This window comes from Streptomyces sp. NBC_01017 (genome assembly GCF_045162795.1).
GTDB lineage: Bacteria > Actinomycetota > Actinomycetes > Streptomycetales > Streptomycetaceae > Streptomyces > Streptomyces machairae.
In genome coordinates this window covers 4305029-4317733 of sequence record NZ_CP108683.1, presented here as the reverse complement: position 1 = coordinate 4317733, position 12705 = coordinate 4305029, and the positions used below count along the sequence as shown (strand labels likewise).

Here is a 12705-nt window from a genome sequence, read left to right as displayed (position 1 = left end):
AGCCATCCTAGCTTAGATTTCGTCTAAAGTTGAGCGCGTCACAAAACAGGGCCGCCCGCACACGGAGCGTGAGCGCCCGTCCGGGGCCGTCAGGGCTGGCCGTAGCCGTCGAGGAACCGCCCGATCCGTCCCATCGCGTCCCGCAGGTCCGTTGCCGTCGGCAGGGTCACCACCCGGAAGTGATCCGACTCGGGCCAGTTGAAGCCCGTGCCCTGAACGACCATGATCTTCTCGCTCCGCAGCAGGTCCAGGACCATCTGCCGGTCATCCTTGATCTTGAAGACCTTCGGGTCGAGGCGCGGGAAGAGATACAGCGCCCCCTTCGGCCGTACGCATGTCACGCCGGGGATCTGCGTCAGCAGCTCGTACGCGACATCCATCTGCTCCTTCAGCCGCCCCCCGGGCAACACCAGGTCATTGATGGTCTGCCGCCCGCTGAGCGCGGCCACGACCCCGTGCTGACCGGGCATGTTCGCGCACAGCCGCATGTTCGCGAGGATGGTGAGGCCCTCGATGTAGGAGTCGGCGTGGGCGCGCGGGCCCGAGATCGACATCCAGCCCACCCGGTACCCGGCGACCCGGTAGGCCTTGGACATGCCGTTGAAGGTGAGGGTGAGCAGGTCGGGGGCGACGGCGGCCGTGGGCGTATGGGTGGCGTCGTCGTACAGGATCTTGTCGTAGATCTCGTCGGAGCAGACGAGGAGGTTGTGCCGCCGGGCGATGTCCGTCAGCCCCCGCAGCATGGCCTCGTCGTACACGGCCCCCGTCGGGTTGTTGGGGTTGATGATGACAATGGCCTTGGTGCGGTCGGTGACCCTGCGCTCGATGTCGGCGAGGTCGGGCATCCAGTCGGACTGCTCGTCGCACCGGTAGTGCACGGCGGTACCGCCGGACAGGGAGACGGCGGCGGTCCACAGCGGATAGTCCGGCGCGGGCACCAGGACCTCGTCCCCGTCGTCGAGGAGCCCCTGCATCGCCATGACGATCAGCTCGGAGACGCCGTTGCCGATGAAGACGTGCTCGACGTCCGTCTCGATGCCGAGGGTCTGGTTGTGCATGACGACGGCCCGGCGCGCGGCGAGCAGCCCCTTCGCGTCGCCGTACCCGTGGGCCGACGACACGTTGCGGAGGATGTCCTCCAGGATCTCGGGCGGACACTCGAAGCCGAACGCCGCCGGGTTCCCGGTGTTCAGCTTGAGGATCCGATGCCCCGCCGACTCGAGCCGCATCGCCTCCTCGAGCACCGGGCCCCGGATCTCGTAACAGACGTTGGCGAGCTTGGTCGACTGGATCACCTGCATGCCAAGGAGCTTACGGCCCGGTAACGGCCCCCGACACGTGAGACGCGGGGTTTGGGCTGTTATCGGCGGTAGCTGTCCCAGGGGCCCCTCGCGTCCCTAGAATTCGTGGTCATGTCCAGGCCGCCGGAGAACGACAACGGGCACCCGTCGACGCCGCCGAACGTGTACCACCCGCGGCCGACGACGCCTCCCCCCTACGAAGAGTTCGCGGACCCCGCGGCCGCGCACGGCTGGCAGAACGCGTACGACGCGACGGCCGAGCTGCCCTCGGTGACCGAGGAGCCCGCCCCGGGCGGGGGAGAGCCACGCGGCCACCGGAGTCCGGGTACCGGTCGCGGCTCGCGGCGCAAGGCGCGTGTCCGGGGCTCGCGGCGGATCCTGGTCGCGGCCGGTGCGGTCTCGGTGGTGTCGGCGGCGGCGCTGATGGCCGGCCTCTCCCTGTCCGGCTCGTCGTCGGGCGACCCGCAGGGCGGGCATGACCGTACGAGCCCGACCTCGGGGGAGCCGGCCGACTCCGTCGCACCCGGCGCACCGAAGGCCACCGAGCCCTCGCGCACGGACACCCCCGAGACCTTGGCGAGCCCGTCCGCGTCCGACGGTGCCGCGGACGGCGAGGAGGAGCCCACGGCGGCGCCCTCCGCCAGCACCGGTGCCACCCCGACCGCCACGGCGGGCAGCGTCGCTCCGGGCAACTCGGGCGAGAACCGGGGCCGCGGGCAGGGCAACACCAAGGGCCCCAAGTAGGCGGCGGGCGACCGGACACTGTCGCGTGTGGCGATCTCATCGCCCTCCCGTGAACGTCCTGCGCCGCCCTCTTCGCACCCCCCATTCACCGTGATAGGGAATCCCCTACGGCTTGAACTCACGGGTAACCAAGTCCTTGTCCGCACCCCCCTCGTGCGTGACAATGCGCATGACAAACACGGGGTGACCGGAGATTTTCCGGTCACCTTCTCCGTATGAGGGGACCCCCACATGAGAAAACCTCTCGGCGCCGCCCTCCTCGCCCTGGCGATAGCCGGGGCCGGCGCCGTACCCGCGGCTGCGGCTCCCGTGAACTCGGCCGAGTCCTTCGGCATGAGCGCGGACACCGACTCGGTCACCTCCTTGGTCCGGGACACCGTCACGTCCACCACGGCGACCCTCGACCAGGTCCTGAACCCCAAGGTCCAGGCCGTCAACTTCGCGGGCACCGTCTCGCTCAGCAACTGCTCCGGCTCCGTCGTCCGCTTCTCCGACTCGGAGGACAACGACCCGGCGCTGGTGATGTCCAACGGCCACTGTCTGGAGTCCGGCATGCCGGGACCCGGCGAGGTCGTCGTCGACCAGGCATCCAGCCGGACGTTCGGTCTGCTCAACGCCTCCGGCAGCCGGGTCGCCAACCTGCGCGCCAACAAGCTCGTGTACGGGACGATGACCGACACGGACGTGTCGTTCTATCAGCTCACCACCACGTACGGGCAGATCAAGAGCTCGTACGGCATCGACGCGCTCACCATGGCGGAGACCCACCCCGTCGCCGGCACCGCCATCACCGTGGCCTCCGGTTACTGGAAGCGGCTGTACAGCTGCAACATCGACGGGTTTGCGTACAGCCTCAAGGAAGGTGACTGGACCTTCAAGGACTCGGTCCGTTACACCTCCCCCTGCAAGCCCATCGGCGGCACGTCCGGCTCCCCCGTCATCGACCACGCCACCAACAAGGTCGTCGCCGTCAGCAACACCGGCAACGAGGACGGCCAGCGCTGCACGATCAACAACCCGTGCGAGGTCGACGAGAGCGGCAACGTCACCGTCCGCCAGGGCATCAGTTACGCCCAGCAGACCTACCAGATCCCCGCCTGCTTCGGCGTCGACAACAAGCTCGACCTGAACGCGAGCGGGTGCGTGCTGCCCAAGCCGTAGCCGCAGTCGTAGGCACGGCCCGCGGGGCGGGCGGTCCCCAGGTCACTGAGACAGTTCACGGTGTCCTGCGGACCGCCCGCCCCGCCAGTACGTCCGTCCGGCGCCCGTCCTCGATCACGAAACGGCCGTCGACGAGGACGTACGGGATGCCCGTCGGGAGCCTTCTCGGCTCCTCGAACGTCGACCCCGCCGCCACCGTCCGCGGGTCGAACAGCACCAGGTCCGCCCGGTAGCCCTCGCGGACCAGCCCCCGGTCCGGCAGCCGCAGCCGCGCCGCCGGACGCGCGGTCAGATGGGCCACGCACTCCTCCAGGGACAGCACTCCCAACTCCCGTACGTAGTGGCCGAGATAGTGCGGGAACGTGCCGTACGCGCGCGGATGCGGCTTCGTGCCCTGCAGGATGCCGTCCGAGCCGCCCGTGTGGACGCGGTGGCGCATGATCGTCCGTACGTTCTCCTCGTGGCCGACGTGCTGGAGGATCGTCGAGCCCAGCCGGTCCTGAAGGAGCAGCCCGCGCGCGGTCACCCAAGGGGCCTCGCCCCGCGCGTCCGCGGACTGCTGGATCGTACGGCCGACGAAGTCCCCGAGCGCCGGGTCGGTCACGCCCGAGATCTCGATCGTGTCCCACTCGATGGGCACGCCGTGGCAGCCGTCCGCGCCGATGACCTCCATGTGGTGGCGGATGCGCTCGGCCGTGTCGTCGTCCGACAGGCGGGCCAGGATCGCCTCCGGACCGCCCTCGCTCGCCCAGCTCGGCAGCATCGCGACGAGGGTCGTGCAGCCGGGGGTGTAGGGGTAGGTGTCGAGGGAGATGTCGGCACCGGCCGACAGCGCCTCGTCCAGGAGCTTCACCAGGTCCGGGGCCCTGCCCTCGTTCACGCCGAAGTTCATCGTGGCGTGCGCGAGATGGAGCGCGCAGCCCGCCTCCCGGGTCAGCGCCACCATCTCCTCGTACGCCTCCAGGGCGCCGGCCCCGTAGGAGCGGTGGTGCGGGCAGTAGTAGCCGCCGTACGACGCCACCACCCGGCACAGCTCGGTCAGTTCCGCGTCCTTGGCGTACATGCCGGGCGTGTACGTCAGCCCGGACGACATGCCGACCGCGCCCTGTTCCATGCCCTGAGCGACCAGCTGCCGCATCCGGTCCAGCTCGTCCGGCGTCGCCTCGCGGTCCTCCCAGCCGACGGCGAGGGCGCGGACCGTCCCCTGCGGGATCAGGTACGCCGCGTTCACGGCGATGCCCCGGCCTTCGAAGCCGGCGTCGAGGCGGTCCAGGTACTCGCCGACCGTCCGCCAGTCGAAGTCGATGTCGTCGCCGGAGCCGTTCCAGCCGGTGATCGCGCGGCGGACCTCCGCGAGGGTGCGGTCGTCGACGGGGGCGTACGACAGCCCGTCCTGGCCGATGACTTCGAGAGCGACCCCCTGTGCCGCCTTCGCGCTGTGATCGGGGTCCCTCAGCAACGCCAGGTCGCTGTGGGCGTGCATGTCGACGAAGCCGGGGGAGAGGACGAGGCCCTCCGCGTCCAGCTCCCTGCGGGCCTTGGGCCGTTGGCAGCCGGCCGCTGCCGCCTCCTGGACGATCGACACGATCCTGCCGCCGTCCACGACCACATCGGCGCGGTAGGACGGGCCGCCGCTGCCGTCGACGACGTCCGCGTCCCGGATCACCAGCTCTTCCATGGCTGACGCCTCCCCTGTCCTAGAAGAACGTGCGGATGTAGTCGACGACGGTCCCGTCCGCCTCGGCGACCGGAATCAGCTGCCACTTGTCGAACGACGTGCACGGGTGGGACAGCCCCATGCCGAGCCAGTCTCCGACCTCCAGGTCCGCCTCCTCGGTCGTCCGCAGCCACGCGTGCTGGTCGGACAGGGCGGTCACGGAGATGCCGGTGGCCGGGCGCTCGGGTCCGTCGCGGCGGACCACCTGGGCGAAGGGCAGGTCGAGGTCGTACGCCGCGTCGCGCTTGCCCGCGTTGACGAACGCCTGGTCGGGGGCGGGGCGGGAGACGACCTGGGCCCACAGGCGGAAGGCGGGTTCGAGGGCGCCCTCCTGCGGGACCCGGTTGAACGGGGTGAGCTTGCGGTAGTGGCCGTCGTCGTGCGAGACGTACGCGCCCGAGCGCAGCAACTTCAGTACGGGCAGCGACAGTTCGGGGATCTCGGCGAAGACGTCGGCCACCGCGTCGAACCATGCGCTGCCGCCCGCGCTGACGACGACCTCGTCGAGGCCGGCGAACCGGCCGGACTTGTCGAACTCGGCCGCGAGCAGGACGAGCCGCCGCAGCCACGCGTGCACCCGCTCGGGGTTCGCGTCCGGCACCTCGCCCTCGTACCCGGCGACGCCGACCAGCCGCAGCGTCGACACGGCGGCCACCGCGTCCGCGACGGCCGCGCACTCCGCCTCCGTACGGACGCCGGTACGGGCGCCGTCACCGGCCGCCAGCTCCACGACGACGTCCAGCGGACGGGTGGCCCCGGCCCCGCTCAGCGCCGCGTCCATCTGCTGCACGCCGCGCACGGAGTCGACGTAACAGATGAGGCGGAAGTCCGGATCGGCGGTCAGTTCACCGGCGATCCAGCGCAGGGCGGCGGCGTCCACCAGCTCGTTCGCGAGGAAGATCCGCTCGGTGCCGTATGCCCGCGCCACCCGCACCTGGTGCGGTACGGCGAGGGTGATGCCCCACGCTCCGTGCTCGATCTGCCGCTGGAACAACTGCGGGGCCATGGAGGTCTTGCCGTGCGGGGCGAAGGCGAGGCCGTGCCGGGTGGCGTACGTCTCCATGAGGTCGAGGTTGTGCTCCAGGCGCTCGGCGGAGAGGGCCAGCACGGGGGTGGCGAAGCCGTCGGTGAAGAGGTTGCGGCGCTGAGCGGCCAGTTCGGCGACGGTGAGCCCGTCGGCGTCCGGCGGGAGGCCCTTGAAGCGGTGGTCGACGCGTTCCTCGGCCAGGCGGGCGAGTGCCTCGTTGCTCATGGAACCTCCCTGATCTGGGGAGTTGCATTCTCTGCAACATCCATTGCGTATATCGCTTACCGCTGTCTAACATCTCGGCGAACCGCGGGTCAACGAAGTCCGCGTCCCACGCAACCGCCGAGGAGCTACGACGATCGTGACTGCCACCGGACCCTGCAATGCCCTCGACGTCGTGGACGTTGTCGCGCTCGGCGAGTCCATGGTCACGTTCCTGCCGACGCGGCCGGGGCGCCTCGCCGACGTGCCGTCGTTCGAGCGGGCGATCGGGGGCGCGGAGTCGAACGTCGCGTGCGGGCTCGCCGCCGCGGGGCATTCCGTGCGGTGGGTCAGCCGGGTCGGCGCCGACGGCTTCGGCGACCATCTCGTCGAGGCGATCCGGAAGTACGGCGTCGACGTCTCGGCCGTGCGCCGGGACCCGGTGCGTCCGACGGGCGTGTACTTCCGCACCGCGGGCGACCGTGCCACGGACCAGCACGAGGTGGCGTACTACCGGGCGGGTTCCGCGGCCTCCGCGATGTCCGCGGCGAACGTGGACCTCGCGGCGGTGCGGGCCGGACGGGTGCTGCATCTGTCGGGAATCACGGCGGCACTGTCGGACGCCTGCCTCGCCCTGCTGAGGGAACTCGTCGCCGGCCGGCCCGCCGACGGCCCCCTCGTCTCCTTCGACGTCAACTACCGCCCGGGCCTGTGGCACACCACCGACGGCCCCCACGTCCTCCTGGACCTGGCCCGCGCCTGCGACGTGGTCTTCGTGGGCACCGACGAGGCAGAGGCGGCCTGGGGCGTCACCGGCGGCCCGGAGGCGATCCGCGCACTGCTGCCGGAGCCGAGCGTCCTGGTCGTGAAGGACGGGGCGCGGGGGGCGACGGCGTTCGAGCGCGCGGCCATGCCCGGCCGGTCCGGCCACGGGCCCGCGGACGCGGCCACGCCCGGCGCCCAGCCCTTGTGCAGCACCGCGGCCGTCCCCGGCTCGGAGCAGGACGGCACCTTGCCCGCGCCGGCCGACGCGACCCGCATCCGCCCGGCCACCTCCGAGTCGACGACCACCTTCGTACCCGCCCTTCACGTCGACGTCGTCGCGGCGGTCGGTGCCGGTGATGCCTTTGCTGCCGGTTTTCTCTCCGGGACACTGCGTGGGCTCGGCGTTCGGGAGCGGTTGCGGCACGGGCACCTGATGGCTGCCGCCGCTCTCACCGTGCCCGGGGACCTCGCCGCACCGCCCTCCCGGGACCACGCCGACCGGCTGGTCGCCCTGGACGGCGTCGAGTGGGAGAAACTTCGACTCGGCCCGGGCTGGACGCAAGCCACTGAGCGGGCCGTCGAGGAGGTACGTACGCCATGAGCCAGACCGTCGACCGTGCGCTCAGCATCCTGCCGCTGCTCGCCGAGGGTCCCGCCGACCTCGGGCAGGTGGCCGACCGGCTGGGGGTGCACAAGTCCACCGCGCTGCGGCTGCTGCGCACCCTGCACGAGCACGGCCTCGTCTACCGCCAGTCCGACCAGCGCTACCGCCTCGGCGCCCGCCTCATCGCCCTCGCGCAGGAGGCCATGGAGAACCTCGACATCCGCGAGATCGCCCACCCTCACCTGGCCCGTCTCAACGAGCAGTGCGGGCACACCGTCCACCTCGCCGTGTACGAGGAGGACGAGGTGCTGTACATCGACAAGGTCGAGAGCCGGTACCCGGTGCGCATGTACTCGCGGATCGGCAAGCCCGTCGCCATCACCGTCGCCGCCGTGGCGAAGCTGCTGCTCGCCGACCGGCCCGAGCACGAGCGCCGCGCCCTCGCGGAGAAGCTCGACTACCCCATGTACACGGCCCGTTCCACCCCCAACGCCCCAGCCTTCCTGCGGGAGTTGGAAAAGGTGCGCGAACAGGGCTGGGCCACCGACCTCGGTGGCCACGAGGAGTCCATCAACTGCGTCGCCGCACCGATCCGCGGCGCCGACGGCCGTGTCGTCGCCGCGATGTCGGTCTCCGCGCCGAACGTCGTCGTCACCGCCGACGAACTCCTCACCCTGCTCCCACTGGTGCGCCGTACGGCGGACGGCATCAGCGGCGAGTACTCCGGCAGAAACCCCGTGCACCCGGCAGCCCCCCGACAAGGACCGTAAGGACACCCCGCATGACCGAGAAGATCGCACTCACCCCGAAGACCCACACCACCCCGCCCGCGAAGTTCTCGCACGGCGTCAAGAAGGGGAACATCCTCCAGGTCGCCGGGCAGGTCGGATTCCTCCCCGCGGTCGAGGGCCAGGCCCCGACGCCCGCCGGTCCCACCCTGCGCGAGCAGACCCTCCAGACCCTCGCCAACGTCAAGGCGATCCTGGAGGAGGGCGGCGCTTCCTGGGACGACGTGATGATGATCCGCGTCTTTCTGACGGACGTGGCCCACTTCGCCGAGATGAACGAGATCTACAACATCTACTTCGAGGAGCAGGGGCTGACCCAGCCGCCCGCCGCCCGCACGACGGTGTACGTCGGCCTGCCGGCGGGGCTGCTCATCGAGATCGACGCGCTGGCCGTACTCGGCTGACGCTGAAGCACCTCCCGCACGCCGCACACGGCACGGCGTCCGTCATCCCCCGGGACGCCATGCCGCGATCCTCCCTGCCCGAAAGCAGTATGTACTTACCCAGAGGACCCCCAATTGTCCCCGATATCCTTCCCCCTGGCCGCATCGGCCCCCGCCGAGACACCACCCCACACCGGCGGCCTGCTCCTCCTCATCGACGGTACGGCCGGCCTGCTCACCGTCGCCGCCATCGGCATCGCGCTCCTGCTCTTCCTGATCATCAAGACGCGCCTGCAGCCCTTCGTGGCCCTCCTCGCCGTCTCCATAGCCGTCGGCCTGATGGCGGGCCTGTCGGTCACCGAACTCTTCGGCACCGTCCAGCGGTCGGACGCCGTGTCCACCATCGAGTCCGGCATGGGCGGCATCCTCGGCCATGTCGCGATCATCATCGGCCTGGGCACCATGCTCGGCGCGATCCTCGAAGTCAGCGGCGGCGCAGAGGTGCTGGCGTCCCGTCTGCTCAACCTCTTCGGCGAGAAACGAGCCCCCCTCGCCATGGGCCTCACCGGCCTGATCTTCGGCATTCCGGTCTTCTTCGACGTCGGCATCTTCGTGCTCGCGCCGATCGTGTACGCCGCCGCCAAGCGCTCCGGGAAGTCCATCCTTCTCTACTGCCTGCCGCTGCTGGCCGGCCTGTCGATGACGCACGCCTTCCTGCCCCCGCACCCCGGTCCGGTGGCGGCGGCCGGTCTGCTCCACGTCCAGCTGGGCTGGGTCCTCCTCATGGGCATCATCTGCGGCATCCCGGCGGTACTGGCCGCGTGGGTGTTCTCGGCGTGGATCGGCAAGCGCATCTTCGTCGCCGTGCCGCAGGACATGGTCGAGGCGGCGGCCGAGGCGAAGCAGGCGGTCATCGACGAGCAGCGTGCGTCCGGGGTCGAGCCCCGGGAGACGCCCGTACCGCTCGGCACCGTCCTCGGCATCATCGGTACGCCGCTGGTGCTGATCCTGGCCGCCACGTTCTCCTCGATCGCCCTGGACCCCTCCACCACCCGCTCGGTGATCGAGTTCTTCGGCAACCCGTTCGTGGCCCTCACGATCGCCCTGCTCCTGGCCTACTACCTGCTGGGCATCCGCCGCGGCTGGTCCCGCAAGTCCCTGGAGACGGTGTCGACTTCCTCGCTCAAGCCGGTCGGCAACATCCTCCTGGTCGTCGGCGCGGGCGGTGTCTTCGGCGCCGTCCTCAAGGCCAGCGGCGTCGCCCAGGCCCTCTCCGACACCTTCAACGACGTCGGCCTCCCCGTGCTCGTCCTGGCCTACCTGATCTCGCTGGTCCTGAGGGTGGCCCAGGGCTCGGCAACGGTCGCGATCGTCACGACGGCCGGCATCGTCGCCCCCCTGCTCACCGAGGGCGATCACTCCCAGCCCTTCGTCGCCCTCGTCATCATGGCCATCTCGGCCGGCTCGATCTTCGCCTCCCACGTCAACGACGGAGGCTTCTGGATCGTCGCCAAGTACTTCGGCATCACCGAGCGGGACACGTTGAAGACGTGGACGGTGCTGGAGAGCGTGCTGTCGGTCGCCGGGTTCGTGGTGGCGGCGGTGCTGAGTCTGTTCGTCTAGCGGGGCGTTCGCCCGGCGGTGCGGAAAAGTCGGCGGCCCCCGCTGTGCTGGTGGGGGCCGCTCGCATGTGAATCTTCCGGTAACGATGCGGGGGCTGGTTGCGCGGGACACAGGGTTGTCGACCATACTGCTCCGCTGTGGAGCAGCGCATAGGTTCAGGCAGCCAGCCCCTGGAAGGCGCCGGGTTCGACCCGGCCTTCATCCCCGGGCTCACGTCACCCGCGTCCGCCAAGCCGGAAGGCGTGAAGGAGAAGGACGCGGCCGAGGAGGCCGCTTCCGGCGTGACGGACTCCGAGGAGACGGAAGCCGAGGTGAGGGACCCCGAGGAGCCGGATCCCGAAGCCGCCGACGAGGACGAGGCGGGCGTCGACGACGAGACCGAAGAGGACGACGACGAGGACGACGAGGACGCCCCTGTCGACGGACCCGTGTTCGAGGCCGCCGACCGCCGGGCCCGAATCGTCGTCGACCACAAGGGCGTACGGCTCTCCCTGGACGACCAGAAGTGCGAGTTCCACTGGGACGAGATCGGCGCGATCGAGACGGAGACCCCGCGCTTCGGGAAGCGTTACACCGTCACGGTGCACACTCCCGACCGCCGCTGGTACCCGATCGAGATCGAGGCGACGGCCAGGAGCCGCTTCAAGGAGTGGGACGAGCAGCTGGACGCGGTCCTCGACGCCTACTTCGAAGACGGGGACGCCAAGGAGGCGGACGCCGTCGAGGGAGCGGACGTCGAGGAAGCCGACGACAAGTAGCTAGCTGCAGTACTGGGCTTCCTTCCCGATCGACCGGTACATGCAGTCGGCGTTCTCCAGCAGCTGCAGCACCGCATCCCGGTTCCGGGACGTCTCCCGCTCGATCACCTCGTCGGGCGGGTAGAAGCCGCCGCCACCGGAGCGCGGGTACATCTCGAAGGTGTACGAGAAGATCTTCTGGTTGCCCCACAGCCAGTCGTCGATCGACCCGTCGGTGATGTACAGGTCACTGGCCTGCTCGGCCGTATAGCCGTTGCTGGCCGCCATCTTCTGCCCGACGGCCGCGAACGCGTTCCGGTCGTCGGCCGTCATCCCGGTCGTGGTGTCGGAGTACGTGTACCCGAACGGCCACAGCACCAGCTCGCTGTACGTGTGGAAGTCGACCCCGGCCTTGATCTGCTGCGCGCCGCCGACGATCCGGCTGCGCACGAAGTCGGCGACGACCTTGACCTCCGGCGCCGACTCGGCGGACGCGCCCCGGTAGGTGTCCGAGGACGCCGACCCCGACGAACCGCCGCAGCAGCCCCACCGGTAGGCCCAGTTCCGGTTGAGGTCGGTCCCGACCGCCGACGAGCCCGAGTTGGGCTGCCGGTTCTTGCGCCACGACCGGTACGAGCCGGTGGCGATGTCGTACTCGCCGCCGTCCGGGTTGAGGTCGGGCACGATCCAGATCTCGCGGTTGTTCACCATGCTGGTGACCCGGGAGTCGCTGCCGTAGTCGGAGGTCAGCTCGCGCAGCAGGTAGAGCGCCATCTCGACGGTCAGGTGCTCACGGGCGTGCTGATGGTGCGTGAAGAGCACTTCGGGCTCGGCCTCGTCGCTCGCCACGTTGTCGCTGATCTTGATGGCGACGATGTTCCGGCCCTGGTAGGAGGTGCCGATGACACGCCGGCTCGCGATGGAGGAGTTGGCCGAGACGAGCGAGTTGATCTCGCTCGTCATCTCCGCGTAGTTGTGATAGCGCGAGTCGCCGGACGGGAAGTCGTACAGGCGGACGTCGTCCGCGTCGGCGGACCGGTCGGGGACCGCGCCGAGCGGGGTGACGTCGTAGCCGAGCGTCTTCAGCTTCTTGATCTGGTCCGCCCGGCCGGAGACGACGACGCCGTGGGAATCGGCCTCGTCCACGGTCACGCCGGCCTGCTGAAGCGCCGTGCGGTCCTTGGCGGTGGAGTGGATGTGGACCTCGTACTGCCGGATGTCGTCGGCCGTGGGGGCCGGCTTGGCGGCGCTGTCGGCGTTGGCGGACACGTTCGCCGACAGGGGAGCGGCGAGTGCGAGGGCGAGCAGCGCGGCGAGAGCGGCGGAACGTCTGCCGCTGCGGCCGCCTGAGCCGCGGATGCGAAGTCGCATGAATTCTCCTTGTGGGAGTGGGGGGTGGGGTTCAGTGCGACGTACGGACGTGGTGCGGGTGTGGCGCCTCATCGTCCGGCGGTGGCATGGACAGGTCAAGGGTGACACTCCGGTTGTCGGCGTGAACCACCCGAAAATCAGCCGCGCAGTGTACGCGGGCCGGTTCCGCCCGGAGCGGTCCCGCGCGAAGTCCACCCGGCGGTGTGATCCGGGTGTGCGTGCCGGCCAGGGGGCGGGGGAGGGTGAGGTTCCGCGCAAGGGGGGAGCGGCGGGAGCGGCGGCA

General features: G+C 70.2%; 11 protein-coding genes. 7 read left to right on the top strand and 4 right to left on the bottom strand.

The window, feature by feature from the left end:
* Window positions 1-89: 89 nt before the first annotated feature.
* On the bottom strand, window positions 90-1301 hold the full coding sequence (locus OG331_RS19440; RefSeq protein WP_406197880.1) for a pyridoxal phosphate-dependent aminotransferase: 1212 nt from the start codon (window positions 1299-1301) through the stop codon (window positions 90-92).
* A gap of 111 nt (window positions 1302-1412) precedes the next feature.
* Here OG331_RS19440 and OG331_RS19435 point away from each other — a divergent pair, with 111 nt between their 5' ends.
* Both OG331_RS19435 and OG331_RS19430 read left to right on the top strand, forming a co-directional pair.
* Window positions 1413-2045: a hypothetical protein gene (locus OG331_RS19435; protein WP_406197877.1), complete on the top strand. Its 633-nt coding sequence runs from the start codon at window positions 1413-1415 to the stop codon at window positions 2043-2045.
* A 231-nt stretch (window positions 2046-2276) separates the two neighbouring features.
* Entirely contained in the window at window positions 2277-3206 is a 930-nt protein-coding gene (locus OG331_RS19430; RefSeq protein WP_406197875.1) for a serine protease, read from the top strand.
* Between the two features lie 55 nt (window positions 3207-3261).
* On the opposite strand, the gene OG331_RS19425 is transcribed toward OG331_RS19430, so the two are convergent.
* Together OG331_RS19425 and OG331_RS19420 are read right to left on the bottom strand one after the other, a co-directional pair.
* Window positions 3262-4884 (bottom strand): amidohydrolase family protein, encoded by a 1623-nt coding sequence (locus tag OG331_RS19425; protein WP_406197872.1) that lies wholly within the window; start codon window positions 4882-4884, stop codon window positions 3262-3264.
* A gap of 19 nt (window positions 4885-4903) precedes the next feature.
* A complete protein-coding gene (locus tag OG331_RS19420; RefSeq protein WP_406197870.1) occupies window positions 4904-6175 on the bottom strand; it encodes an amino acid deaminase in 1272 nt (423 codons plus the stop codon).
* 136 nt (window positions 6176-6311) lie between these two features.
* Here OG331_RS19420 and OG331_RS19415 point away from each other — a divergent pair, with 136 nt between their 5' ends.
* The 5 genes from OG331_RS19415 (at window position 6312) to OG331_RS19395 (ending at window position 11072) form a co-directional block, all read left to right on the top strand.
* Window positions 6312-7517, top strand: coding sequence for a sugar kinase (locus tag OG331_RS19415; protein WP_406197867.1), 1206 nt, complete (start codon window positions 6312-6314; stop codon window positions 7515-7517).
* Complete coding sequence (locus OG331_RS19410) at window positions 7514-8290, top strand: IclR family transcriptional regulator (RefSeq protein ID WP_328879610.1); 777 nt, start codon at window positions 7514-7516, stop codon at window positions 8288-8290. Before OG331_RS19415 ends, OG331_RS19410 begins: the two co-directional genes overlap by 4 nt.
* Before the next feature lie 11 nt (window positions 8291-8301).
* On the top strand, window positions 8302-8712 hold the full coding sequence (locus tag OG331_RS19405; RefSeq protein WP_406197864.1) for a RidA family protein: 411 nt from the start codon (window positions 8302-8304) through the stop codon (window positions 8710-8712).
* Between the two features lie 123 nt (window positions 8713-8835).
* Window positions 8836-10314 (top strand): GntP family permease, encoded by a 1479-nt coding sequence (locus OG331_RS19400; protein WP_406210134.1) that lies wholly within the window; start codon window positions 8836-8838, stop codon window positions 10312-10314.
* Between the two features lie 137 nt (window positions 10315-10451).
* Window positions 10452-11072: a hypothetical protein gene (locus OG331_RS19395; RefSeq protein WP_406197861.1), complete on the top strand. Its 621-nt coding sequence runs from the start codon at window positions 10452-10454 to the stop codon at window positions 11070-11072.
* Here the strand turns inward: OG331_RS19395 and OG331_RS19390 are convergent, their stop codons facing one another.
* Window positions 11073-12422, bottom strand: a complete 1350-nt coding sequence (locus OG331_RS19390; protein WP_406197858.1) for a M14 family metallopeptidase — start codon at window positions 12420-12422, stop codon at window positions 11073-11075.
* Between the last annotated feature and the right edge of the window lie 283 nt (window positions 12423-12705).

Coding starts and splice junctions, on each gene's coding strand:
- OG331_RS19430 (WP_406197875.1), top strand. CDS start 2,277: ATGAGAAAACCTCTCGGCGCCGCCCTCCTCGCCCTGGCGATAGCCGGG.
- OG331_RS19410 (WP_328879610.1), top strand. CDS start 7,514: ATGAGCCAGACCGTCGACCGTGCGCTCAGCATCCTGCCGCTGCTCGCC.
- OG331_RS19405 (WP_406197864.1), top strand. CDS start 8,302: ATGACCGAGAAGATCGCACTCACCCCGAAGACCCACACCACCCCGCCC.
- OG331_RS19425 (WP_406197872.1), bottom strand. CDS start 4,884: ATGGAAGAGCTGGTGATCCGGGACGCGGACGTCGTCGACGGCAGCGGC.
- OG331_RS19440 (WP_406197880.1), bottom strand. CDS start 1,301: ATGCAGGTGATCCAGTCGACCAAGCTCGCCAACGTCTGTTACGAGATC.
- OG331_RS19420 (WP_406197870.1), bottom strand. CDS start 6,175: ATGAGCAACGAGGCACTCGCCCGCCTGGCCGAGGAACGCGTCGACCAC.
- OG331_RS19390 (WP_406197858.1), bottom strand. CDS start 12,422: ATGCGACTTCGCATCCGCGGCTCAGGCGGCCGCAGCGGCAGACGTTCC.
- OG331_RS19435 (WP_406197877.1), top strand. CDS start 1,413: ATGTCCAGGCCGCCGGAGAACGACAACGGGCACCCGTCGACGCCGCCG.